The organism is Ihubacter sp. rT4E-8, assembly GCF_049852125.1.
GTDB lineage: Bacteria > Bacillota > Clostridia > Peptostreptococcales > Anaerovoracaceae > Senimuribacter.
Window position 1 is genome coordinate 2,120,045 of the sequence record NZ_CP187532.1, and the last position, 26,098, is coordinate 2,146,142.

Consider the following 26,098-nt stretch of genomic DNA (forward strand, 5'->3'; position numbering starts at 1 on the left):
ATACCAAAAAATTTGATATAATGGAAAGACAATCTGAGAAATGGAGATGAAATCTATGAATATAAACAAAAGACCGACCATGCTGATGATTTTAGATGGATTTGGCCTGAATTCTACAAAAAAAGGAAATGCTATCGCCGCTGCGAAAACACCCAATCTGGATCATATCTTTGCGGAATACCCAAAGACCAGTTTGGCAGCCTGCGGTCTCGCTGTTGGACTGCCTGAAGGACAGATGGGAAACTCTGAGGTGGGTCATTTAAATATCGGTGCAGGACGGATCGTCTATCAAGAGCTGACCAGAATTACAAAATCCATCGAGGATGGGGACTTCTTCGAAAACCAAGCGCTTTGCGCCGCTATGAACCACGCGCTGAAAAACAATTCTGCTCTCCATCTGCTGGGACTTCTGTCGGACGGAGGCGTGCACAGTCATATCAGCCACCTCTTTGCCCTTCTGGACATGGCAAAGAAAAAAGGGCTCTCAAAAGTCTATATTCATTGCTTCCTGGACGGTCGCGACGTACCGCCGCGCTGTGCAAACCAATATATACAGTCCCTGCAGCAGCATATAGATCGTCTGGAGTTAGGGGAAATTTCAACAATTGCCGGCAGATACTACGCCATGGACCGGGATAAACGCTGGGATAGAGTAGAAACAGCCTACGATTGTATGACCTTAGGACAGGGCTATGAAGCCGCAACCGGCTGCGCCGCTGTAGACGCCGCATACGAGCGAGAGGAAAACGACGAATTTGTCAGACCGACCTCTACCGGTTCGGGAAAAGTGTGCGACGGAGACGCTTTGATCATGTTTAATTTCCGTCCTGATCGAGCCAGAGAAATCACACGTGCTTTTACAGACCCCGATTTCGACGGCTTTGTGCGGAAAAAGGTTGTCTCTGATATCAAATACGTATGCATGACACAATACGATGCTTCCATGCCTAATGTAGAAATAGCCTTTCCTCCGCAGACCTTAGTCAATACCTTCGGCGACTATATCGCCTCCCTGGGTCTTGCGCAGCTACGCATCGCGGAGACAGAAAAATACGCGCACGTAACCTTTTTCTTCAACGGCGGCGTGGAAGCGCCTTGCCACGGAGAAGATCGAATTCTGGTTCCTTCTCCGAAGGTAGCTACATACGATCTGCAGCCTTCCATGAGCGCCCCAGAAGTAACATCTCAGGCGCTCGCACAAATTGAAACGCAAAAATACGACTGTATTATTCTCAACTTCGCCAACGCGGACATGGTCGGTCATACCGGTGATTTTGACGCGGCGGTAACGGCCATTGAAACGCTGGATCAGTGTGTACCGCAAATCGTTTCCGCCGTACTGGCAAAAGGCGGACAAATTCTGCTGACAGCTGATCACGGTAATGCCGATTGTATGATGGATGAAGCCGGCAACGTAGTCACCGCTCATTCGTTGAATCCTGTGCCGCTGGTACATATTTCTGACCGCCCGTCTCAGCTTTCTGACGGAGGCCGGCTGTGTGATATCGCGCCTACTATGCTGAATCTGATGGGACTTCCTGTTCCTGCTGAAATGACAGGGAGAAGCCTGATAAAATAGTTAATCTAAAAAATGCCGGACAGGTTTTTTCCCGTCCGGCGATTTTAATTAAAGTTTAATTTTCTTTTCTTCTAAAGCACATCGCTCCTAATAGGCCAGCTGAGAGCGCCAGTATACCGGTTATCGCCGCAAGCGGCGCGTGATCTCCCGTCTTTGGCTGATCAGGATCGGCTTTTTCAGAGTAGTCTCCGTTCAAATGGTCGTCCTTTGGCAAATCCGTACCCGGACTCAGCGGAACATCCGGATCATCGATAATCGGATCGTCTATTCCCGGATCCGGCCCTAAAGGCACATCGGGATCATCATATTATACCCCTACACCAATATTCTTGTCAATCTTTATTATCATGATACGGTATATATTTGCTAATAATTCTTTCCGCTACTTTAATACCGTCGCAGGCAGCGCTCATGATGCCTCCCGCATAGCCTGTGCCCTCCCCCGCTGGATAAAATCCTCCGAAGGTTCCTTCCATCTGTTCATTTCGAGCAAACCGCACCGGCGAAGAACTCCTGGTTTCTACCGCCGTCATTACCGCTGATGGATCGTCAAATCCCTCTAACTTCCTACCGAGAACAGGAATAGCTTCTCGCATGCACTCCACCGCAAAGGCCGGCAGTGAGCGAATAACCGGTTGAGCATTTTCTGAATCATCCCGAAACGCTCCCCAAGTAGTCTGTGGCGCCCGGTATGTACAGCCGCCGTTTTCATAAGCTAGTCTTTCGTATCTCTCCTGAAATTCCACACCGGCCAGAGGATGCGGCGATGAAAAATCTTCGCACCGCACGTCAACCAGCAAACCGCTGTTAGCCGTTCCACTATTTCTTGCCCGATTACTCATGCCGTTGGTTACTACGCCTCCTTCCTGTGAGGACGCGATGATAACCTCGCCTCCGGGACACATGCAAAAGGTATACACGCCGCGCCCGTCAGCGCAATGATGAGACAACTTATAATCGGCCGGCGGAAGTCCCTTCGTTCCTCCATACTGCCCATGATCAATCAGAGCCTGAGGGTGTTCAATCCGCACGCCGATAGAGAATGGCTTTTGCTGCATCTTAACGCCTCTCTCCAACAAATATCGAAACGTATCCCTGGCGCTATGTCCAATAGCCAGCACCACATTTTCAGTAAGAATTTCTTCACGCTGACCGTTGGTTTCAACTACTATGGATTTAACATGCTTCTGTCCGGTTTTCAATTCAACAAACCTTGTGTTGAACCTTATCTCACCGCCGCAGCGAATGATTTCCTGACGAATATTCTTTACAACAGACCGCAAAACATCCGTACCGATATGAGGCTTCTGCTTATATAAAATATCCGCGTTTGCCCCGGCTTTTACAAATTCCTCCAATACCTTGCGAATACGACTGTCCTTGATCCCTGTAGTCAGCTTACCATCGGAAAAAGTTCCTGCGCCGCCTTCGCCGAACTGAACATTAGATTCCGTATTGAGGACGCCTTCTTTCCAAAATTTCTCCACATCCCGCACGCGATCTTCTATACAGCCGCCTCTCTCAATGACCAAAGGACGATAGCCTCTCCTCGCCAAAATCAGGCTGCAAAACATGCCGCAAGGGCCGAATCCAATAACGACAGGCCTATGCTCCAGCCTCTCACTGCCGCTGGCGGCGTCCTTATAAGTCATATCCGGCGCTTCCGTCAAGCCTAGTTTCGTACCCACCGGCAAGCGCACGCAGTCCTTTGGTCTCTGACGCGTTACCGCGCAAAAATCCACCGTGTAAACCAATTTAATATCCTTTTTATCACGTGCATCTATGGACTCTCTGATAATTTCCATATCTGTCAATATTAAATCACGATTTCCTATCCTTTTCAGGATTTTTTTCGCCAGATCATTTTGCGTTGCTCCCACATTGACCTTAATCTGCTGCATCCTGTAGCGCTTCTTCATTTCGCCATCTCCCTTCCCGCGCGCATACCCGTTTCCCAGGCATGCTGCAAGTTGTATCCGCCGCACGGTCCGTCATAATCTAAAACCTCGCCCGCAAAGAAAAGACCGTCCGTCAAGCGAGACTGACATGTCTGATCATCTACCTCATCCATGCAGACGCCTCCCTTTGTAACCTGTGCAAAATCCCAACCTCGTACGCCTGATGGAGTTAATGGAAATGCTTTCAGCAGCTTTACTGTGGTTTTCATATCGCCCTTTGATAATTCAATGATCCTGTTTGCAATCGGTCCGCGTACCAGAAACTGCAGCAGCCGTTCACCATCAAATCCGTCACCTTGTCTCTTAATAAGCAGCTTTTCAAGATCATCGATTTCAAATTCTGGAAAAAAGTCAACTTCAATTCTGTAATCGTCAAAACCGTTTGCAAGGCTGCTCCCTTTAGGAATCAAAAGGTATCTCGACAAATTGAAAACACAGATCCCTGAAATGCCGTTTCTGGTAAACTGCACCTCACCCACCTCCGTAAAAACCTTCCGTTTCTGGAAGAACAGGCTGACTGCGGCCTTGGCCCGAATACCATCCATCCGTTCCGTGTCCTCCTTCACCTCCACCGCGGTTAAGACAGGAATCAATTTCTCCACCTTATGCCCCATAGCGCGAGCAAAGCGAAATCCGTCTCCGGTGCTTCCATTTGCCGGTCCTGCTTTACCCCCACAGGCAATCAATACTTTCTTCGCATACAGCTCTCTGTTAGCCAAAGAAATCCGAAATCCATCTCGCTGCTTTTCTACGCAAATGACCTCAGCGCAGGTATCTACTCTAATGCCCAACAGCTGTATTTGAGAAACCAAAGCGCTTTGTACCGCACGCGCCTCCTCAGTATAGGGATAGATTCGCCCTGCGCTGTCAGTTCGTGTTAAAACGCCTATGCTTTCAAAAAAATCCAATACTTTAAGGCTTCCCTCACAGGACGTATTAGATAAATTACATTTGCCATTACCTGTGGCTAAAATCTTCTTCCCCAGCTGATTCTTTTTCTCCAAAATTAAAACTTCCCTTGCGGGGTTCTCTCTTTTGGCGCATATAGCCGCCGTCATACCGGCAGCTCCTCCGCCGATGATACAAATATCTGTCATTGTTAAACGTCCCTCTCTGTCTAAAAAAACAGGACTTCCCCTATGGAGAAATCCCGTATCATCCTCTACGCTTCCTGACTTTCCTCAGATTCAGCCGTTTCGCCGATAGGCTGATTGATAATATCCTCAACCACCATTGCCTCCTCTGCAGCCTTTACCGCTCTGCGCGCCTTTCTGGCCTTCTTAATGGCCTTCTTCGCTTCCTTATGCGCCTCCTGCGCGGCCGCCTGCGCGTCAGCAATCTTCTCATCCTTCGTCTTGATCAAATCCGGTTTATTATATGTGATATCCGCACCGATCTTCACCGTATTCGCCCCCTGAATGACAAAGATAATACCCAGCATCATCAGAACAGACAAATTCAGCAGCATAGAATTGAAGAAAGTGTAAACGCCCGCTATGAGATTCAGTCCGCTGACGCAAACCATCCAGTAAAAGTCGATATCTTTCTCCTGTGTATCCTGTACCTGAGTTAATATAACAAAGCCACGAATGCCGGAAATCATACTCCATAAACCAAAGACCACCGGCACAGCAATATCCGCCGCCAACTGTCCGGTTAACACTACAATGCCCAGAACAAAGGTCGTCAACCCTTCAATCAAAATCCAATGTCTGTTTTCCTCATCCTCTATGGTGCGCTTATACGCAAAACATTCTACCATGCCGACAATGATAAAAACAGCTCCTATAGGAAAGGCCAGTGAGATGAAAGACAGACCAGCATTCGCAACGGAGAACACACCCAGTATGGTAAGCAGTATGCCCCCTGCAATGGTTAATATTCTCACTTTCTCTACCTCCAATTTTTTCTATGTATCATAAGTATTGCTTTTTATTATACTGAACAGCACAGTAAAAGTCAAGAAACTGCCAGTGTGACGCAGTCAATCGCGTAAAGGTCTCTGAAAGACACACACAATTCTTCTTATCCTTTGATAACCGTATGCGCGCAAAATTCCCGCTATTTTTTTAAAAAACTGCGTTTGCTCACCGAAATCCGCAGCTATTTACCTCTTTTTCTCAAAAAGTTGCGCGCGCCACCTAAAACGTGCAGCTATCTATAATCTTTTTCCACAAATGTTGCGTACTTCTAGAGCTAAGATCTTATTTTTAGTAAATATTTGGCATTAAATTCCATATATTGCACTTTTGTCCACCGTGCTTTTTCTCGCTGCGCACCGCGGACTAAAAAAATCACAGAAAGCTGCGTATTTTACAACCGCAACGCAACAATAAGCAAAAAAGAATAAAAAAACTGCGCGAAAATTCCAGCATAGCCCTTGATTTTACACACTCTCCTTTGGTACAACCGTCAGATAGGCACGTCCTCCCAAATTCTTCTGCAAACGTCCCAAAAAACTCAGATTGCTGTCAATTTCGCCTGATTCTCCGACAATCACCTGATCGATCTCATGTTTATCTACCAGTCTGACCAGGGTAGCCATCACATCGCCTGATCGCTCTACCGTCAATTCAGCGCCGGCGTCTCTGGCCTTTTGGTAGAGAAATTCCAAAGCCTCCCCTTCCTGGTCATGTCCTAAAAATCTGTAATTCTCCGGCGCGACATGAATAACAAAGAGCTTGTCGTCCGTATTTTCTTTCATTTTACTGCCATAGTCGATCAGACGCTGGCAAGTCTTCTGTCCTGTTACACATACCATGATGTGCTTCATAATCCTACACACCCCTTCCACATTTATTTGCCCTATCATTATACCATGACGATTCCTCTGAATTTAGAATCGCAAGTCATGATTCAATGAACGCTTCCTTGCGGCAACGCCGTTTCAATCGTTCGCGTTCATTATACCACAAAAATGATCTGAAATTGTGATTGTTATTTGATACTTTTAAAAGATGTGTTAAAATATAGTCATGGACAGAGTTATCTTACATTGTGATATGAACAACTTCTATGCTTCTGTAGAGCTATTAGAACGGCCTGATCTGAAGAATCTGCCAGTTGCAGTCTGCGGTGATCCAAATGGACGTCATGGTATTATTCTGGCAAAAAATCATCTGGCAAAAGCTGCCGGCGTAGTCACGGCTGAAACAGTCTGGCAGGCAAAGAAAAAATGCCCCGGTCTGCAGTTTGTACGCCCTCATCATGACAAATACCGGGATTTCAGCCGGCGCATCAACGAGATATATCAACAATACACTGACATGGTAGAACCTTTCAGCATTGATGAATCCTGGCTGGATGTAACAGCAAGCCAGCGGCTCTTTGGCTGCGGTAAGGAAATCGCGGACGCCATTCGCACGCGAATCAAAACAGAATTAGGCCTTACCCTTTCCGTCGGCGTATCCTATAACAAAATCTTTGCTAAAATGGGAAGCGAATACAAAAAACCTGACGCGACTACAGAGATTACCCGTGAAAACTACAAGGCTCTGCTTTGGAACAAACCTGTCGGAGAAATGTTCTTTGTCGGTTGGGCCACTGCGGAAAAACTATCCACCTTAGGTATCTCCACCATTGGAGATTTAGCCCAGGCAAATCCCACAGTCCTAAAGTCCCTGTTGGGAAAACAAGGTCCATTGCTCCATGACTATGCCAACGGCCTTGATGAAAGCCCAGTCGCGCTGTACAATCAACGTGAAAAGATTAAATCCGTAGGCAATGGCATCACCTTTCGCCGGAATCTAACCGGCCTCAACGATATTCTAACGGCTGTCACCAGCCTATCAGACACAGTTGCCAGCCGTTTGCGAAAATACCAGATGAAAGCGTGGGGTGTTAAGGTCGATATTAAGGACCCTGGATTCAAAACCATTTCCCGGCAAAAACAACTACCCGCAGCTACACAACTGACTTCAGAAATCTGCGCCGCCAGTATGGAAATCATTCAACGCTCCTGGCGGCTCTCTGATCCAATCCGGCTGTTAACCATCACTGCCATCAATTTGGCAGATGAAACGGAAGCAGAGCAATTATCGCTCTTTGATACTGATGCAGACAGTCGCCAAAAGAAAGAATCCATGGAGCGAACTATGGACGATATCAGGAAAAAGTTTGGAGATAACGCGGTGACCTTTGGCAGCATTTTAGACAACGACTTGGGCATCGACTTATAAATAGAACAAAAGCCCTGACTCTCCTTTAGATTAACTTGCAGGTCCAGTCCTCGATATTCCAGACGTCGGTGACGATATCCTGATAGAATTCTGGTTCGTGGCTGACCAGAATCACTGTACCCTTAAAATCACGAATCGCTTCTTTGAGCACATCCTTGGCTACCGGATCAAGATGGTTGGTCGGTTCGTCTAATACAAGCAGATTCATCGGTCTTTGCATCAGCTTGCAGAGACGGAATTTAGCATTCTCGCCGCCCGACAGCACCCGTACCTGACTTTCGATATGCTCATTGGTCAGGCCGCACTTTGCCAGCGCCCGGCGAACCTCGCCGTTATCCAAAGCCGGAAACTCGTCCCAGAAATCCTGCAGCGCCGTCTTGTCGCTGCCGTCGTGTTCCTGCTCAAAATAGGCAGGCTCCGCATAGTAATCCAGTTTCACCTGGCCGTCAAAGGCTGGAATGATACCCAGCATGGTTTTCAGCAGCGTAGACTTTCCCAGACCGTTGACTCCTTTGATGGCAATCTTCTTGCCTCGCTCCACATGGAACGTCAGAGGCTTTGTCAGCGCGTCATCATAGCCCAGCACCAGATTTTCCGCTTCGATGACGTATTTGCCCGGCGCGCGGGAATAATCAAACCGGAAAGTAGGCTTGGGCTTTTCCCTGGTCAATTCAATCTTTTCCATCTTGTCCAGCTTCTTCTGACGAGATTTCGCCATATTGGTCGTGGCGATCCGCGCCTTATTTCTGGCGATGAAATCTTCCAAATCAGCAATTTCCTTCTGCTGCTTCTTATACGCCTGTTCCAGCTGCGCCCGCTTAATATCGTACATATGCATAAAATCATCGTAGTTGCCGGTATAGCGGGTCAATACCGCGTCCTCCACATGATAGATTACGTTGACCACGTCGTTTAAAAACGGGATATCGTGGGATACCAAAATAAACGCGTTCTCATAATTCTGCAGAAACCGAGTCAGCCAGATAATGTGGTTCTCATCCAAATAGTTGGTCGGCTCGTCCAAAATCAATATCATCGGATTCTGCAAAAGCAGCTTTGTTAAAAGCACCTTGGAACGCTGTCCGCCGGAAAGCTCCGACACGTCCTTGTCAAGTCCAATGTCGGCAAGCCCAAGGCCGCCGGCAAATTCTTCAATTCTGGCATCGATGGTGTAAAATCCGCTGTGTTCCAGAATGTCCTGAATTTCCGCCGCGTCCTCCATAAGGCGGTTCATTTCATCATCTGAAGCTGTCGCCATCTTGTCGTATGCCGCCAGCATCTCCTGTTCCATCTCAAAATATTCGCTGAAAGCTTCCCGCAAAACCTCCCGGATAGTTTTTCCCTGAGTTAAGGTCGTCCGCTGATCCAGATACCCTGTGGTAATGTGATTGCACCAGCTGACCGTGCCTGCATCCGGCATGAGATTTCCGGTAATAATATTTAAAAATGTGGTCTTTCCTTCGCCATTGGCGCCCACAAGACCGACATGTTCTCCTTTGTTCAAACGAAAAGAAGCGTCTTCCAGAATCTGCCTGCCGCCGAATCCGTGAGACACCTTTTCTACTGTTAAAACGCTCATCTATGTTACTCCTTTACAATTAAAGTGCATACTGGATTAAATTTTATCATGTTTGGGGTGGGACTGCAAGTAGATATTCCTCACGTAAAGCTGGCACGCAAAGGAATTGCAGACGTTCCAAAAGAGATATCTCGGGTCCTCCGGATCCTCAGCCTTCTCCATGGTCGTACCCAAAAAAGCGTGACCTACGGCCTCCTCTATGAGCATGCAGAACTGATTATAAGCAGTCTCCTTCTCGCTGGTACGCAGCGACAGACGAATCAGCCTAGAAATCTCCTCGATAGTATAAACTGGCTTTAAAATGGCAATGACAAAGAGAGAGGCTACTGCCGTCCTGTCATATTTTTTATTGACCGGCGGCGCGATAAACTTCTGTTTGACATAATTGTTAATCATTGTTTTCGTCATAATCCTCTTGCCATCGAAGGTGAGATATGGACCAAGCCATTCTTCCAGAAGGGAAAGCACCTGATCCAAATATAAATCGATAGAAGGAAGCTCCTCCCATCTAGGTAGTTTGAATTGTTCCAGTCCTTTGCTTCTAGTCATGGCTTTTCCTTTCTCATCTCACTATTTGGCATTTACATATATGAAGAATACCACATAAAAAAGTCCATGTCAACCGTTGACAAAGTGTTGTTCATGATGTAGTATAGTTTTAATAACTATGTGTAAATATTTTTGAGGAGAAGTAAAAGTGAACAGAGTAAAAGAATTAAAGCCTGTATTTGACTCCGTCATGCATCAGGATTTTCGTGCATTGATCAACTACGGCGCTGATGCCTATCGAGGCGACGACGCTTTCATCATCAAACATAAGCAGGGTAAGAATATCTCCTATGAACATATTAAATTTGAGAATTTCCGCGACCATGTAAATTTCTTAGGCACAGCCCTGCTGCAAAAAGGTTTCGCCGGTAAAAGAATCGCTATTATTGGAAAAAACTGTTACGAATGGATGCTGACATACTTTGCCACGCTCTGCGGACTTGGCGTCAGCGTTCCTCTCGACAAAGGGCTTCCGCTGGACGAACTGGAATCCTCTTTACAAAGAAGCCGCGCTGACGTATTGGTCTTTGACAATGCCCATTTAGACCTGGTCAAAACCCTACAGGAAAAAAACAGCACCCATGTTACTGATTTTATCGCCATGAACCCATTAGAAGGCTATGAGGATATTTCTGTTTTGATGGAAAAAGGCCGCAGCGCCATGGCCGAAGGTTTTCATGACTATTTGCATCTTCCAATTGACGGGAAAGCGACGACCATCCTCTTATTCACCTCCGGCACTACATCCCAGGCTAAAGCGGTGCAGCTGTCTCAGTACAACATCACTTCCAACGTTTATGCCATGCTGAAGGTACAGGATATTCGTCACGGTGATATCAATATGGCGTTCCTGCCATATCATCATACTTTCGGCTCTACAGGACAGGTGGTTATGTTGGCGGCCGGCGTTACCACAACCTACTGCGACGGCCTGAAATACCTACAGAAAAATATCGTGGAATACAAAGTGTCTCTTTTTGTCTGCGTTCCTCTGCTCATCGAGTCCATCTACAAAAAAATTATGGTAACGGTAAAGAAACAAGGTCTGGAAAAGAAAGTCGCTTTCGGGTTGAAACTTTCAAAGGCTCTGTTAAAAGTCGGTATTGACGTACGCCGCAAATTATTCAAGGAAATCCTGGATCAGCTGGGCGGCAATCTGCGCTATGTCATCAGCGGCGCTTCTGCTATCGATCCAGAAGCATTAGAAGGTTTCAACAACTTCGGTATCACCGCGGTACAGGGCTATGGCATGACAGAAGCCTCCCCGGTACTTGCAGCTGAAAATACCTGGCAGCATAAAACCGGATCTATTGGTCTTTCCATGCCCGGTATAGAATTAGCCATAGACCAGCCTAACGAAGAAGGCATCGGCGAGTTGATCGCTCGCGGTCCAAATATTATGAGCGGCTACTATGAAAACGAAGAAGAAACTGCCGCGGTTCTTGCAGACGGCTGGCTTCATACCGGAGATCTCGCTTATCTGGATAAAGACGGGTATATCTTCATCTGCGGCCGTAAGAAAAATGTTATCGTCCTGAAAAACGGCAAAAATGTCTATCCAGAAGAATTGGAAATCCTCATCAGTAATCTGCCATATGTGGAGGAAACCATGGTCTTTGGTCAGCCAAAGCATCATGACGGCGATCAAAAAGATCTCGCCCTGTGCGCAAAAATTGTCTACAAACCGGATTACATGAAAGAAGCTTACGGTACCTCCGACGCGGCCGAAATCGAACAGATTATCAAGAAAGACATCGATGCGATTAACGATGAATTACCAGTTTACAAACACATGCTGCGTGTCATCGTCACAGATCAGCCGATGATCAAAACAACCACCGGTAAGGTAAAGCGTCACGAAGAAGTGAAAAAGATGTAGAAAACAACTGCAATATACTTATAACGCAAGGGACTGGAGAACAGTCCCTTGTGTTCTCTATCAATCCACGCCGGCTTTTAGCGGGCAACGCAGCCCTAATATCGTTCGATAGTAATATAAACCCTGTCCTTTCTGGATCGTCCTCCCACCTGAATTAGCCGCGCCTTTCCCCTGCCCCGCAAGGTAATCTGATCTCCTTCACTGATCATTCTGTCAGCCTTTAAAGCCTCCACATGATTGACAAAAACAATGCCGCTTTTTATCGCGTCAGCAGCTTTGCTTCTAGGCAGTCCAAAGGCCGATGCTACCACGCTGTCAAGGCGCAGAGAGGCTACTGTATCCGTTACTGTTTTTCGCTCCGGCTCCGGTATCATAAGCGCAGATATAGGAACCTGCTCTAACGAAAGAGGCATCCTCCCCGCTTTGCAATAATGTGTCAAAAGGAAATCCGCAATATCAGCAAGCACGATAATATCCGCGCCATCGGGGCGTACCAGAATATCCCCCAACAGATCTCTTTTGATCCCCAGACCCACCAGTGATCCCAGATAATCCCGATGGGTTAAAGACCTTCCGCCAGAAGCTACTGTCGCTCTGATTACGGTCAACGGATTTTCATCCTCCAAAAACGCGTAATCCGGTAAATTTACCAAAACGACCCTCTCCGCTTCATCATAACCGCCGTAAAAGCGTGTCCGGCAAGCAGGCAATCTCCCCGCGTTAACAGCGGCGCTTTCCGCTTCAGCATCAAAAATCTCTATGTGATTCTTTCCGCAAAATATTCGCGCCACAGACTGCTGGTGACCGTCCAGAAAGCCTGTATGCGTAACGATATACTTATTCTCACATTGCGCAATTTTATCCTCAATTTGTCCTAAAAGGATATCATCCTCTCTCATTTTTTCTCTGCCCTTTCAATATTCGTAAGTTTTACTTGTTTTACTTTAAATTTCGAGTCCTTATCCAGCGTGATTAACGTACCGCCCCGCTGTGCCGTGTCCTCCGCGATGTCCGGCATCGCCAGATAATCGATGCTCATACCGTAAGTCAGTTGAATTCCTCTGTAGGTCACAGACAGATTGTTATAATGATCGTGACCACAGAACATGCCCTTTGTACTGCCCAGCATCTCCGCCCGGTCAAAGAAACTGCTCGGATGGTCCGAACAGCAAATTTTATCAATCATCGTCTCCCCAATAACGCCAAAGTGATACTGCACTTTGCTGCTGCTTTTTTCATAAAGCGCGTAGGCTTCTTTATATTCCTGCAGCGGCATATGAAAAAACGCCAAAGAAGATATGGTATGGCCTTCCTCCTCCGACAGACGTTTCACCTGTTTTTCATACCATGCCACCTGATCATCGTGAATATAATCATACGTATTCAATCCCTCTCCTGTATAAGCGTTAGAATCCAACAGAAACAGCGCCTGATTCAGACTTCCATCCCTATTTCTGATTTCAATCACCTGATTGTTTCTCCCTGTGATATCCGGCTGAATATATGGATACAACAGATTTTGTGTACTCCGGTAAGACATGGACTGATATAATTCATTCAAGTCCTCCGCAGAACTACTGGCATAGCTTTCTGTATCGTGATTGCCATAAACAAACGCCCACGGCACGCCGATATTTCTCATAAACGATCCGAACTGCATGACCGGCGTGTAATTATTCAGAGAAAAAGATATGACGCCTACAGGAAATACCATATCTCCCGTTACCACTACCAAATCCGGCTTTGTGTATTCTATCAACCGGTGAACCGCTTTCAATGCTTTCAAATCTTTAGAGGCTGAAAAAGCGCTTCCCCCCAGGTGAATGTCAGTTAGCTGCAGAATACGAAAATCCTTTCCTTCTGCCGTAATAGTATACACACCTGTGTCCTCATGATATTGAATCTGATTATCTCTGTGCTCCACAGCAGAAACACGAGAGATATACGGCTGAATCACCCACGAATCCATACGCAGAAAATGATAGGAAAAAGTCAGGCAGAGGATCAGTGAAAATGCCGCCAGACGCTTTTTGTTCAGCGTAATATTATTTGTGACAACAGCTCTCCTCAGTGTTAAATCATAAACGAGCAGCATGATCAAAAATAAGGTCAGCGCCGCCATAAAATAATTCACAGTATACGTTATATGATTTTGCAAAATCCAAAGAAGCAGCAAAACCAACAGCCAGTATCCCATAGAAATCGCCGCAGCTGCTTTTAGATGCATTCTGTACCCCCGGCGACTCCCTTCATCAAAACATCTCTCAGCATATCGACTGCAGAAAAAATTCTTCAGACAGATATAAACCGGCAGTTGATAAATAAGTCCGTTTCCATAAATCATTTCCTGCAGCTCTGATATCTTGTAATGTGCTCCGGACGCCGCGGAATACAAGGTAAATGCAAAATATACTATGACAGACAGGCAAAGGACAATTCCATTTAGATTTCTCTTGCGATAGCGGTCCGCCATCATCTTGAAATAGTCCATTCCATCCGGCGTCAAAACGCACTTCCCATAGCAGTACGCCTTTCCCGATTTTTCCGCTTTTCGCAGCGCCCACCAGGCAATAGCCCCATGCAAAAGAAGCAGAAGAAGGATTGACGGATTCCGATATAGAACCAGTCCGACGATATCGGAAATTGCCAATGCGGCGCAAAGACAACCCAAATATACGCAATACCGAGTTTTTCGAAATGCCCTTTTCACATCCTCTTTTCTCAACGCCGCTTCATCCATTTTCCATGAGTTCACTGCCTCTGCGTCATATCCTGCAAGGGCCGCGCCATCCTCCAAAGCGCCGTACAGTTCCAACAATTTGCCCATGGCACGTATAGGCGTTCGGTCCTCTATCAGCATATCATACTCTCTTGTAAGCGCTGAAGTAATCCGCTTTTTCGCTTCCTGTGCCGGTGCCGAATATGGTACGTTCCGAAACAGTTCCTCTACCATTTCCACTATATTCATACCGGATTCCTTCTTCTCGATTGTATTATTCAACCTCTCTATCATTTCATTTTAAACAAATCTCATACAAAAAACAATGTCAGATTTCAAGAAAAGCCAAACAAATGGTCAAGCTTTCGTGGATTAATTATAAAAATGTCATCATTAAAATCACCTAAGAATTGTTAATTTTATCAAAATTTTTACCGATCATATTATAAATATACAAGATTATTATAAAAATATTAAAAATATAATCTATAAAATTTATCTAAATATTTAATTGACATATGCTAAACTACATGCTAAAATAAAATTAAAGTTTCAGAAAAATCTATTTATTGCTAACCGATTCATTTGGATTTAACCGAAGGGAGTGATTCCGATGTGTTCAGAACACTTGTTGATGATAAAACGATGTATACTGGTTCAGAAAAGTCAATTCGTATACTAGTTAAAAACATCAAAGTAAGTACAACCGCTGGACCAATATCAAGACCTTCTATAGGAACCTTTGTAAACAGACCATGAAAAAGAAAATTCAAATGATCAGAAGCAGCTTAGCGCTGCAAGATGCACTTACACGTGCAAACCTCGCCAAACTCATTCTGGGAGATTCATCACTTTGTGTAAACTTATATAACACGGCTGCAGACCCTCTTTCTAAAAGTAAGCTGCAAAAAGTTTTCACAGTAGTTGAAACATTTAATCAAAATGGACATATATATTATGCCGTAAATCATCCAAAAAAAATCTATTTAAGCGCTTTTCAACATTGTGTAGAAAAAAGCATGATAAACTCCTGGATCGATTACTTTTGTTTAGGTAAATTTGAAGATGACATACGTGACAATGCCAATTTACAAATATACAAAAAATTTGTATCTGATATTGACCCCGTTACTGATATCACGCAAAAAAAACATTGGAACGATTTTATCCAGTACATCCAACAGGTTGCCTTACAAAACGGCACATACAATCTCATAGTTCCGAGCTTCAGCAATGAAGCCATCTACCATGATCCTTATATTGCATCTCTGGGAAGTGAGTTTCCAGAAATATATCTAACTTTGCAAAAGTGTAATGATTCGCGCAGCTATTTAAGGATTCTTGAAATTCATCCCAAAACAGTGAAATAGTAAGTTGAACATAAAGCGAGGTGACAAAGATGCAGACGAATACGCAAGAAAGAAGTCAAATGCGGAAGGTTTATTTAAAAAGATTGATAATGCTTGCTCTTATTCCGCTGGTGCTGTTTCCCATAATACGCCACATTATATATCCTAATGAATATGACGGTCAGCAAATTTGCATTGTAAGCGAAAACAGCAAATATCATTTTGTGGATCTTGAAAACAAAAAAATCAGTACGCCCGAATACGACTATATCGACCAGGCACACGACGGTTATTACAGATATTCTGAAGATGATAAATGGGGATATCTAAACGGCGCGTTGGAAGAACACATCGCGGCTGAATACGACGCATGCGGCAACTTTCATAATGATCTGGCTCCTGTAGAAAAAGACAATCAATGGCAATATATAAGCAGGGCAGGTCTGACAAAAATAGAGGGTCCTTTCCAATGGGCCGGCGAGTTTAAAAACGGCAAGGCTATTGTCAAAGAAGACGAAGAAATGTTCATCATCGACAAAAAAGGAAACAAACTAAAGGGGCCGTTTTATTCCTGCGACCGATTATATGAGGACGCCTTTTATATTCGTAACACAAAAGAGTCAAAGCCTGAAGTATTAGATCAAAGACTGCTGAAAGTACATTGGAACGGAAAAGCCATAACGGATCCCGTTTTTCTGACAGAAAAAACGGCGGCGCTTGCCTATAAGAAAAACGGCAGTTCTAAATGCCGGCTGATCGACCTGAAAACCGGAAAGCTTCTGCTGGATCATATGGATACGATCGTCATCAGCTTAGACGGAAAAATCATTTGCAAAGAAAAAAATCGATGGATGTTTGTAAACGATAAATTGCAGCAGTCCACATATATAGACGCTGAAGATCTTGCCGCCAATTCATATAACCTGTATCCCGTTAAAAAGGATGGGCTCTGGGGCGCTGTCGATGGAAATGGAAAAATGATCATTGACCCGTTATACGAGATAATAGGTTCGTTTGAAAACGGATTTGCCTCGGTGAAATCTACAGATGGTATGTGGGGCGTAATTAATGATAAAGGTGAAATTATAATTCCTTGCGAATACGATTTCGCTGGATTTACACAATAATTGATCCGATATTCTGGGTGTATCCCTTTGTTAAATTTATGTAAAATAACCCTTCCTTTCCTTGCACATTTCCCAGTCATATGTCATAATGTGAATCACATCAGGAAACACCTTTAAAGGGGAGTAGCTGGCAGTCAAAACGACAGGCTGCAGTAACATGCGTCAATACGATTGCGTCTGAATCAAGTCGTAATCCGCGTTTACTTGAAATAGCGAGACTTTTAAGGCAGAACAAAATTGCTGCCTTGGAAGTCTCTTTTTTGTGACTTTCGGGCATACTAATCACATAAGCAGGAGGTATTTATATGTTTTACAACAAGGACGTCTCGTCTGTCATGGATAAGTTTCATGCAACGCCCACTGGCCTGACTGAAAGGCAAGCAGCTGAGAACCGTCGGACATTCGGCGAAAACAGGCTGCAGGAAAAAAAGAAAAAAAGCATGCTGCAGGTCTTTCTGGAGCAGTTCAAGGATCTTCTCGTCATCATCCTTATCATCGCCGCAGCCATCTCCATGGCCACCGGCAATACAGAAAGCGCCGCGGTTATTTTGGCCGTCCTGGTTTTAAACGCCATTTTAGGCACAATCCAGTATATCAAAGCTGAAAAATCTTTGGAAAGCCTGAAAAGCCTGTCCGCCCCCATAGCCAAGGTCATCAGGGACGGTGAAAATCTGGAGATCAATGCGGCCGAGCTGGTCTGCGGGGACGTCATTCGTCTGGAAGCCGGCGACATCGTGCCCGGCGACGGACGCGTTTTGGAAAGTCACTCTCTAAAACTCAACGAAAGCTCTCTGACCGGCGAATCCGAGCCGGTAGAAAAAAATGCCGGCATTTTGTCAGAAGACAGCGTAGCCCTGGGCGATCAGATCAACATGGTTTTTTCAGGATCTCTGGTCACTTACGGACGCGGCCTTGCCGTCATCACAGGCGTTGGCCAGTCCACAGAGATGGGCAAAATCGCCGATCTGATGAATCAAACAGCAGAACGTAAAACTCCGCTACAGATCACCATGGATAACTTCAGCAAAAAGCTCTCCATCGCCATCATTGCCGTCTGTGCTCTGGTCTTTGTTCTAAGCCTGTACCGCGGCATGCCCTTTGCCGATTCCCTGCTCTTTGCTGTAGCTTTGGCTGTAGCCGCCATACCAGAAGCCCTGTCATCCATCATCACCATCTCTCTGGCCATCGGTACCTCTCGTATGGCAGATCAGAACGCCATCATTAAACAGCTGTCTGCTGTGGAAGGATTAGGCTGCGTATCCGTCATCTGTTCCGATAAAACCGGTACGCTGACCCAAAACAAAATGACCGTGGAAAAAGTAGTCTGTGATGATAACGATTTAGACGCGCTGCTGCAGGCTTCTGCTCTGTGCAACGACGCCGTAATCGCTGACGGCGAAACAAAGGGAGATCCGACGGAAACGGCTTTGGCAGATTATTATACGGCCGTTCGAGAGGACTATACATCGATCAAAAAATCTCTGCCCCGGCTGTCTGAACTGCCTTTTGACTCCGACAGAAAACTGATGACTACGCTGCACTGCATCGACGGCAGCTATATCGCCTATACCAAAGGCGCTCTGGACGTGATTCTCAGCCGGACAAAAGATCTGACCGACGACGAGAAGGAAAAAATCCGGCAGACAAACTTTGACCTGTCAAACCAGGGTCTCCGCGTACTGGCCTTCGCAAGAAAGACTTTGCCGGCAGAAAAAGAGCTCACCTTCGACGACGAAAACGATCTGGAATACCTGGGGTTGATAGCAGAGATGGATCCGCCGAGGGAGGAATCCGCTCAGGCAGTAGCAGATTGCATGAGCGCAGGCATCAAAGCTGTCATGATCACCGGCGACCACAAGATCACAGCGTCAGCAATCGCAAAACGTATCGGTATCATGAAGGAAGACGACCTGGCAGTCACCGGTACAGAGCTGGACGCTATGGACGATACGGAGCTGGAAAAAAAGCTGCCGCATATCAGCGTCTACGCCCGTGTCAGTCCGGACAACAAGATCCGTATTGTCAACGCGTGGCAGGCTCGCGGCAGCATCGTAGCCATGACTGGTGACGGCGTCAACGACGCACCTGCTCTGAAGCAGGCGGATGTAGGCGTTGCCATGGGCATCACCGGTACAGAAGTAGCAAAGGACGCGGCATCCATGATCCTGACCGACGACAACTTTGCCACCATCATTAAATCCGTACTCAACGGCCGAAACATCTATGCCAATATTAAAAACGCCATCAAATTTCTGCTGTCCGGCAATGCTGCAGGCATCCTGACCGTCCTGTACGCGTCCCTGATGGCTTTACCGGCGCCGTTTACCGCTGTTCAACTGCTGTTCATCAATCTGATTACCGACAGCCTGCCGGCCCTGGCGATCAGCATGGAACCGCTGAATACTGCTTTGATGCACGACAAGCCCCGCCCTCGTGGTGAATCTGTTCTGACAAAAGCAACACTCCGTCAGGTGACTTATCAGGGTCTGCTCATCGGCGCGGCCACCATCGCCGCTTTCTATATGGGACTGCAAACAGATGCGCTGACAGCCTCCACAATGGCCTTCGGCACTTTATGTTTGGCCCGGCTGTGGCACGGCTTCAATTCCCGAGGAGACCAGTCCATTTTTCGTCTGGGACTTCTGACCAACATATACGTCATCGGTGCTTTTGTACTGGGCGCCGTGCTTCTATCGGTCATTCTTCTGGTTCCGCTCTTTGCAAGCGCTTTCGGCATCGCTGCCCTGACCAGAACGCAGATCGGCTGGATCTGCATTCTCGCCCTGCTGCCGACCATCGTGATACAGCTGGTAAAGATTATTCGAATTAAATAATTTCTTTATTTGATTCCACAGAAGGAGGACTGGAATTACCCGTCTAACGGGTTTCAGTCCTCTTGGTGCTTCTATATTTCTACGACTTATTCTTCCACAGCAAACAGCGCGCCCGGATTCATGATTCCCTTTGGATCGAATCTGAAAACATTTTCTATCTCTACTGTAAAATAAAACGAGTTGTCTCCATTCTGGAAACAACTCGCTATATGATATCCTATTCTTCTACAAACTCTAATCCTTTGATCTGTCTAATACGTATCAGGCCCTCTAAGCCTTTTTTCTCCTGTCGGACCAGAACCCATTTCTCATCTGTATCCAGTATCCTGCACTGGGTATTGCCAAAATTGCAGTCACAATCATCCTCTAGTTCCAGCTTTACGCAGCTGCCGATGTTTTTTGACAGGATCTGACCAAGGGACGCTTCTTCCCGTCTTACCTCCGGCTCTTTCAGAATCCTTTCCACCCTTTTAAGTCTGGACGACAGAGAAATACACCACAAAAACGCTGCAATACTTAAACACCACGCAAGAGTCTTCATATTACTGTCCTCCCTTCTCAAATGTCAGGGAGCAGATAGACGACAGGAGCACCAGCCTGCACTGGATCTTCTTGCCGGATCTGTACTCCACCTTAGCCCACGCGCCGTCGAAATCTGTGATCACACAAGTCTTTCCATACAGATCCGTATCCTCTGCATCATCAAAAAACTGAAGACGCACCGGTTTATTCCTGGCTTGTGCAAGCAGCCGTGTCACCAGTCGCGGCTCCCCTTCCGAAGACATGCGGCCTCCGGCGGACACTTTTGGATCGCAGGATACGCCAGGCCTCAGCAGATCATCGCAGCTGACTTCGAGGATATCCGCCAGTCTGACAATCTTCTCCATTTCAGGATAGGCAATGCCGGCTTCCCAGCGCGACACGGTCTGACGGGTTACCTGCATCAATTGGGCTAGCTGCTCCTGGGTCAGGTTTTTGCGCCGCCTGGCCTCGGCGATTTGACTTCCTGTTTGCATACGTTAAACCTCCTGCTCCTATGATACCTGAGATCGTCCCACTGGTCTATATCGTTTAGGCTTCCAAATGCAACGTTTGAGTTTCTTTGAATCTGAGGTCTTCAAATTGCCTCGACCAAAGGCTGAATCGCCCCTCTGTCTGTGCAGTCGACGCCGTGATCAATGGCCTCCAGCAGCTGACGCTCGGATGAAGTAATCTCATCTGGACGTTTGCCCTCGATCATCCTGCGAACCACGGCCATCAGCTTCCGATCCACGCCGCTGATGCTGGACGGATTATAAGCGCCGGGAAAAAACCAGCATGGCAGCTGACTGAACTGTTCTTCTCGCGCTGTCATGCGCGTCGGTTTACCGCCAGACAACAGGCGTTTAAAGCCTGAGGACTGTTTTGTAAAGTTCAGCTCCCTGCACTCAGCCTGAATCTCTTTATCACTGACACTAAGACCAACGGCAAAGGTCAGAATCTTTTTCTCCGCGATTTTGGGGTACAGCTTCTTCAGCGTCCCAATCCCCATAATAGTTCCGGCGTGGATAGCTCCGCCGAAGATGATAATATCTCTATCTGCCAGTTCTTCAGCGGAAACTTCACGCACAGGGATCACTTCCGCGCCGGTTTCCTCTGCGATCCATCGTGCGTACCGTTCCGTAGTGCCATATTTTCCTGCATAGATAACTGCAATTTTTTTCATCGTTTTTTCTCCATTCTATTTGCTCAACACACCGATCAGATCATACATCTCCCTGTCGATCTCCCGTTTTTGCTTCAATGCTGCTTGTAAATCATAGGCAACAATTTCTCCGTTCACAGCGCCGATTGCCTTGCTGCTTGAATCCTCCTTCAGAAGCTCTACAGCCTTAGCTCCGGTCAATGTAGCCAACATTCTGTCTCTATAAGTAGGACTTCCGCCTCTTTGAAGATAGGACAGCACCACCAGTCTGGTCTCTCTGCCCGTACGTTCTTCAATAGTCTGCACCAATTCCTGAGAAGAAACGCTGACGCCTTCCGCTTTAATAATGATGCTATGTTGTTTACCACGGTTAGCGCCAACAACAATTTTCCTGCACAATTCATTGAGATTTATCTCAATTTCCGGGATCAGTACAGCTTCCGCACCGCCGGCCAGTCCCGCATGCAGAGCGATATCTCCGCAATGTCTCCCCATTACCTCAATCACGGTTGTTCTTTCATGGGAAGAAGAAGTATCACGAACCTTTGTTACAGCATCCAAAACCGTGGTCACCGCTGTATCAAACCCAATTGTATAATCAGTGTATCCTAAATCATTATCTATCGTTCCCGGTAATCCCATAACCTTAATCCCCTTGTGATCAAGATCACAACCTCCTCGCAGTGAACCGTCTCCGCCAATAACAACCAATCCTTCAATACCGAAGGTGTCCAGCATATTTACAGCATGGCGCTGTCCTTCTTCTGTACGGAATCTATCGCTTCTCGCAGTCTTCAGCATTGTACCTCCTCTATGCAGGATATCTCCTACAGAGCTTCGGCTCAGCTGATGAATCTCTCCGTCCAGCAGTCCCTCATAACCTCTATGAATTCCATAAACCTCCATGTCCGCTTCAATACCGCAGCGAACCACGGCTCTAATTGCAGCATTCATACCCGGGGAATCCCCGCCACTGGTCAATACTCCGATTTTTTTCATACATTATCACCCTTTCCTCATGGTCTCCTGAACTTTAGAATTACCTGCGGCCCGATACAGGTCGTCCTTTTATATTTGGTCTTCCAACAACCTCCGCAACAGTATCAAAAAACTCTATTACAGGATAAACGCCTCCATTTTGTCCTGTTTTAACGATTTTACCATTCTGGAGGTAAATCAATACCGGTGTATCTCCACGATAATCACTAAAAATCTGCTGCAGCCGCGCAAGTAACTGCTTTTCATCCCCATCAGCCGGAATTCTGACCTTGACTGGATCAGGCCCATTAAAGCTACGATAATTTCTGTACTCTCTTTTTTCTCCGCCAACAGCATTTTCAGATGACCGCTGACCATTATCATCTCCGCGTTTTACTTGACCTCCGCGGTATGACGCCTGCTCACGATCCATAGAAAGAAGTCCTTCTACATCGTTAATATCCACCACAGCGTCAGCAAGCAATTTTGGCATTTCATCCTCTTTAAAATTCAATTTTCCTTTAACAGCCACTACTTTATCTTCTGTGACAGCGCTTCCATACCGTTCATAAACATTTGGAAATACGACAACCTCTACGTCACCATACAAATCCTCCAAATCAACAAAAGCCATCATCTTGTTATTTTTCGTTACCAAATTTTTCTTACCTGTAATCATTCCGGCCATGGTTACCGTCATGCCATCCGAAATTTCACTGTCCGCAGCTTCCGCTTCAACAGAAGCCGCCAACTGTTCGCTTGTCACTGTAGATAATTGATTGATGCGGTCTGCATACTCATTGAGAGGATGATCTGTAATATACACGCCCAGCATTTCTTTCTCCATGGTCAAAAGCATATCTTTTTCAAAGTTATGCACATCGGGTAATCTCCCCGTCGTATCCCCGCTGTTCATTTCCTGGCTGCTGATTGCAAAAAGAGAAATCTGTCCAGCTAAATTACGTTTCGCCGTAGTCTGCGCCGATTCAACTAGTCCCTCATAGACGGCAAGATGTGCCGCCCGGTTCTGATTCAAGCAATCAAGTGCGCCCGCCTTAATCAGGCTTTCCACTGCCTTTTTGTTGACTTCGCTGATTTCCACGTTGTTGATAAACTGGAAAATATCCTGCGGCCTGCCCTTTTCCTCTCTTGCCTTGATGATAGCCTCGATGGCGCCCTCGCCTACGTTTTTAACGCCCAGAAGACCGAAACGAATTTTTCCGTCCACCACAGAAAACTTCTTTTGACTGTCGTGAATAGACGGCGGCAGCACTTCAATGCCCATCTCCTTACAGTTTCTAATATATTTAGCGATGGATTTGGCGTCTCCCATGACGCTGGTCATCAGCGCCGCCATAAATTCCACCGGATAATACTTCTTCAAATAGCCTGTCTCATAAGCGACCACCGCATACACCGCCGCGTGAGATTTGTTAAAGGCATACTGGGCAAAAGTTTCCATATCCGCAAAGATGGACTCCGCCGCCGCTTCGCTGATGCCGTTTCGGATGCAGCCCGGAATTTCCACATTGCCGGCATCGTCCAGCTTGCCGTGAATAAAGTATTCCTTTTCCTGCAGCATGACGTCTTTTTTCTTTTTGCTCATGGCGCGGCGCACGATGTCAGAACGCCCGAAACTATACCCCGCCAGATCTCTTACAATCTGCATAACCTGTTCCTGGTATACAAGACAGCCGTAGGATACGTCCAGAATCGGCGCCAGTTCCGGCGTCACATACTTGATTTTGTCTGGATTTTTCTTGTTTTCAATGTACCTCGGAATGGAATCCATCGGACCCGGACGATAAAGGGCAATGCCCGCTACTACATCTTCAAAACAGCTCGGTTTCAGATTTTTCATAAACTGGGTCATGCCGCCGCTTTCCAGCTGGAATACGCCTAAGGTGTTTCCGCCGGCGATCATATCGTAAACGGCTTTATCATCGTAGCCCATCTTGGCAAAATCGATCGTTACGCCGTAATTTTTTTCGATCAGCTCCAGGGCGTCCCTGATAACCGTCAGGTTCCGAAGTCCCAGAAAGTCCATCTTCAGAAGCCCAAGTTCCTCGATGGTGGTCATGTTGAACTGGGTGGCAACGCCTTTGTCAGACATATATAACGGCACATATTCATCCAGCGGCAACTTGGAAATTACAACTCCTGCCGCGTGGGTCGACGCGTGTCTGGGCATCCCCTCGATGGCACGTGACATGTCGATTACCTTGGCAATACGGGCGTCGCTTTCATACATAGTTTTTAACTCCGGATTCATGGAAAGCGCCTTGTCGATGGTCATTTTCAGATCAAAAGGAATCGCCTTGGCAACCCGGTCCGCCTCCGCATAGCTGAGATTCAGCGCTCTACCCACATCTCGGATCGCCGCCTTTGCCTTCATCGTACCGAAAGTGATGATCTGGGAAACGTTCTCTTTGCCGTATTTTTTGATGACGTAGTCGATGACTTCGCCTCTGCGCTCGATACAGAAGTCGATATCGATATCCGGCATGCTGACACGCTCCGGATTGAGGAAACGCTCAAAAATTAAGCTGTACCGAATCGGATCCAGGTCTGTAATTCTAAGGGTATACGCCACCAAACTGCCCGCGGCTGATCCTCTGCCCGGTCCCACCATGATGCCGTTTCGCTTGGCAAAGTCGATGAAATCCCAAACGATGAGAAAATATTCCACATAGCCCATATTCTCGATAACGCCAAGTTCGTAATCAAGGCGCTCCTGCAGCTGCTGCGTGATCTCATCATAACGGTCAACAAGTCCTTGCTGACAAAGTTCCCGCAGATACTGCTGATTGGTCTTTCCTGCAGGCGGAATAAACTCCGGCAGATGGTAATCGCCAAACACAAACTCCACATCACATTCCATGGCAATCTTGTGGGTGTTTTCGATGGCTTCCGGCGCGTAAGCGAAGATTTTCCGCATCTCGTCTTCGCTTTTCAGATAAAATTGATCGTTGGGAAAGCGCATGCGCTTTTCGTCGTCGATGGTAGTCGCTGTCTGAATGGCAAGGAGCACGTCGTGTGCCTCCGCGTCCTCTTGTTTTACATAGTGTACGTCGTTGGTGGCGACCAGCGGAATCTCCAGTTCTTTGGACAGCTTCACAAGCTGCGGGTTGATCATGGCTTCTTCGTCAAGTCCCTGATCCTGCAGTTCCAAATAAAAATTTCCGTGACCGAAAATCTCATCCATTGCCTGCGCTTCTGCCTTCGCACCCTCATAGTCCCGATTTAAAAGACAGCTCTGCACCTTGCCTGCAAGACAGGCAGAAAGCGCGATAATACCCTCACTATGGGCGCGCAATACATCTTTATCGATTCTCGGCTTATAGTAGTAGCCTTCCGTGAAACCCTTGGATACGATTTTGATCAGGTTCTTGTAGCCGTCATTATTCTTTGCAAGGAGCACCAAATGCCCCTGGTACTTGTCCTTATCAGCGTCCTTGTCGTGCATGGTTCTCGCCGCCGTGTAAACCTCGCAGCCGATGACCGGCTTGATGCCCTGCTTCTTGCACTCTTTGTAAAAATCAATGACGCCGAACATGACGCCGTGATCGGTAATGGCCAGAGAGTCCATCCCAAGCTCCTTTGCCCGCGCCACCACGTCGGTAATGCGCGCCGCGCCGTCCAGCAGGCTGTATTCCGTATGAACGTGTAAATGTGTAAAAGCCAT

At 46.7% G+C, this 26,098-nt stretch carries 20 protein-coding genes; 6 read left to right on the forward strand and 14 right to left on the reverse strand.

Going from position 1 to position 26,098, the window contains the following annotated elements; translation table 11 throughout:
- The first annotated feature begins 55 nt into the window (after positions 1 to 55).
- Positions 56 to 1,579 carry a 2,3-bisphosphoglycerate-independent phosphoglycerate mutase gene (gpmI, locus tag ACPW7J_RS10620; protein ID WP_202623952.1) on the forward strand — a complete coding sequence of 508 codons (1,524 nt, stop codon included), beginning with the start codon at positions 56 to 58 and terminating at the stop codon, positions 1,577 to 1,579.
- A 55-nt stretch (positions 1,580 to 1,634) separates the two neighbouring features.
- Here the strand turns inward: gpmI and ACPW7J_RS10625 are convergent, their stop codons facing one another.
- The 5 genes from ACPW7J_RS10625 to ACPW7J_RS10645 form a co-directional block, all read right to left on the reverse strand.
- Positions 1,635 to 1,871, reverse strand: a complete 237-nt coding sequence (locus ACPW7J_RS10625) for an LPXTG cell wall anchor domain-containing protein (protein WP_425755214.1) — start codon at positions 1,869 to 1,871, stop codon at positions 1,635 to 1,637.
- Positions 1,872 to 1,911: 40 nt separating this feature from the next.
- Positions 1,912 to 3,498, reverse strand: a complete 1,587-nt coding sequence (locus ACPW7J_RS10630; RefSeq protein WP_425755215.1) for an NAD(P)/FAD-dependent oxidoreductase — start codon at positions 3,496 to 3,498, stop codon at positions 1,912 to 1,914.
- The gene (locus ACPW7J_RS10635; RefSeq protein WP_425755216.1) at positions 3,495 to 4,634 is read right to left on the reverse strand and encodes an aminoacetone oxidase family FAD-binding enzyme; all 1,140 of its coding nucleotides are present in this window, start codon (positions 4,632 to 4,634) and stop codon (positions 3,495 to 3,497) included. Before ACPW7J_RS10635 ends, ACPW7J_RS10630 begins: the two co-directional genes overlap by 4 nt.
- A 65-nt stretch (positions 4,635 to 4,699) precedes the next feature.
- Positions 4,700 to 5,425: a DUF308 domain-containing protein gene (locus ACPW7J_RS10640; protein WP_161875194.1), complete on the reverse strand. Its 726-nt coding sequence runs from the start codon at positions 5,423 to 5,425 to the stop codon at positions 4,700 to 4,702.
- 498 nt (positions 5,426 to 5,923) lie between these two features.
- Positions 5,924 to 6,310, reverse strand: coding sequence for a universal stress protein (locus ACPW7J_RS10645; RefSeq protein WP_425755217.1), 387 nt, complete (start codon positions 6,308 to 6,310; stop codon positions 5,924 to 5,926).
- Positions 6,311 to 6,512: 202 nt separating this feature from the next.
- On the opposite strand from ACPW7J_RS10645, the gene dinB reads away from it, so the two are divergent.
- Positions 6,513 to 7,715, forward strand: a complete 1,203-nt coding sequence (gene dinB, locus ACPW7J_RS10650; protein ID WP_161875196.1) for a DNA polymerase IV — start codon at positions 6,513 to 6,515, stop codon at positions 7,713 to 7,715.
- Positions 7,716 to 7,740: 25 nt separating this feature from the next.
- Here the strand turns inward: dinB and ACPW7J_RS10655 are convergent, their stop codons facing one another.
- Together ACPW7J_RS10655 and ACPW7J_RS10660 are read right to left on the reverse strand one after the other, a co-directional pair.
- Complete coding sequence (locus ACPW7J_RS10655; protein ID WP_425755218.1) at positions 7,741 to 9,294, reverse strand: ABC-F family ATP-binding cassette domain-containing protein; 1,554 nt, start codon at positions 9,292 to 9,294, stop codon at positions 7,741 to 7,743.
- Between the two features lie 36 nt (positions 9,295 to 9,330).
- Entirely contained in the window at positions 9,331 to 9,843 is a 513-nt protein-coding gene (locus tag ACPW7J_RS10660; protein ID WP_161875198.1) for a DUF1836 domain-containing protein, read from the reverse strand.
- A gap of 148 nt (positions 9,844 to 9,991) precedes the next feature.
- On the opposite strand from ACPW7J_RS10660, the gene ACPW7J_RS10665 reads away from it, so the two are divergent.
- A complete protein-coding gene (locus ACPW7J_RS10665; protein WP_425755219.1) occupies positions 9,992 to 11,722 on the forward strand; it encodes an AMP-binding protein in 1,731 nt (576 codons plus the stop codon).
- Between the two features lie 95 nt (positions 11,723 to 11,817).
- Here ACPW7J_RS10665 and ACPW7J_RS10670 read toward each other — a convergent pair whose 3' ends face one another.
- A complete protein-coding gene (locus ACPW7J_RS10670) occupies positions 11,818 to 12,621 on the reverse strand; it encodes an RNA-binding protein (RefSeq protein WP_425755220.1) in 804 nt (267 codons plus the stop codon).
- On the reverse strand, positions 12,618 to 14,690 hold the full coding sequence (locus tag ACPW7J_RS10675) for a metallophosphoesterase family protein (protein WP_161875201.1): 2,073 nt from the start codon (positions 14,688 to 14,690) through the stop codon (positions 12,618 to 12,620). The genes ACPW7J_RS10670 and ACPW7J_RS10675 overlap by 4 nt, the downstream gene beginning before the upstream one ends.
- A gap of 524 nt (positions 14,691 to 15,214) precedes the next feature.
- Between ACPW7J_RS10675 and ACPW7J_RS10680 the strand changes: the two genes are divergently transcribed.
- From ACPW7J_RS10680 to ACPW7J_RS10690, 3 genes are all read left to right on the forward strand, one after another.
- Positions 15,215 to 15,811 carry a hypothetical protein gene (locus ACPW7J_RS10680; protein WP_161875202.1) on the forward strand — a complete coding sequence of 199 codons (597 nt, stop codon included), beginning with the start codon at positions 15,215 to 15,217 and terminating at the stop codon, positions 15,809 to 15,811.
- A 29-nt stretch (positions 15,812 to 15,840) separates the two neighbouring features.
- The gene (locus ACPW7J_RS10685; protein ID WP_161875203.1) at positions 15,841 to 16,917 is read left to right on the forward strand and encodes a WG repeat-containing protein; all 1,077 of its coding nucleotides are present in this window, start codon (positions 15,841 to 15,843) and stop codon (positions 16,915 to 16,917) included.
- Between the two features lie 305 nt (positions 16,918 to 17,222).
- On the forward strand, positions 17,223 to 19,751 hold the full coding sequence (locus ACPW7J_RS10690; protein ID WP_425755221.1) for a cation-translocating P-type ATPase: 2,529 nt from the start codon (positions 17,223 to 17,225) through the stop codon (positions 19,749 to 19,751).
- Between the two features lie 217 nt (positions 19,752 to 19,968).
- Here the strand turns inward: ACPW7J_RS10690 and ACPW7J_RS10695 are convergent, their stop codons facing one another.
- The 5 genes from ACPW7J_RS10695 to ACPW7J_RS10715 form a co-directional block, all read right to left on the reverse strand.
- Positions 19,969 to 20,292 (reverse strand): hypothetical protein, encoded by a 324-nt coding sequence (locus ACPW7J_RS10695; protein WP_425755222.1) that lies wholly within the window; start codon positions 20,290 to 20,292, stop codon positions 19,969 to 19,971.
- 1 nt (position 20,293) lies between these two features.
- Positions 20,294 to 20,767 (reverse strand): helix-turn-helix domain-containing protein, encoded by a 474-nt coding sequence (locus ACPW7J_RS10700; protein ID WP_161875206.1) that lies wholly within the window; start codon positions 20,765 to 20,767, stop codon positions 20,294 to 20,296.
- Positions 20,768 to 20,868: 101 nt separating this feature from the next.
- Positions 20,869 to 21,456, reverse strand: a complete 588-nt coding sequence (locus tag ACPW7J_RS10705; protein ID WP_161875207.1) for a flavodoxin domain-containing protein — start codon at positions 21,454 to 21,456, stop codon at positions 20,869 to 20,871.
- A gap of 15 nt (positions 21,457 to 21,471) precedes the next feature.
- Complete coding sequence (gene pfkA / locus ACPW7J_RS10710) at positions 21,472 to 22,434, reverse strand: 6-phosphofructokinase (RefSeq protein ID WP_161875208.1); 963 nt, start codon at positions 22,432 to 22,434, stop codon at positions 21,472 to 21,474.
- 40 nt (positions 22,435 to 22,474) lie between these two features.
- Entirely contained in the window at positions 22,475 to 26,098 is a 3,624-nt protein-coding gene (locus ACPW7J_RS10715; protein WP_425755223.1) for a DNA polymerase III subunit alpha, read from the reverse strand.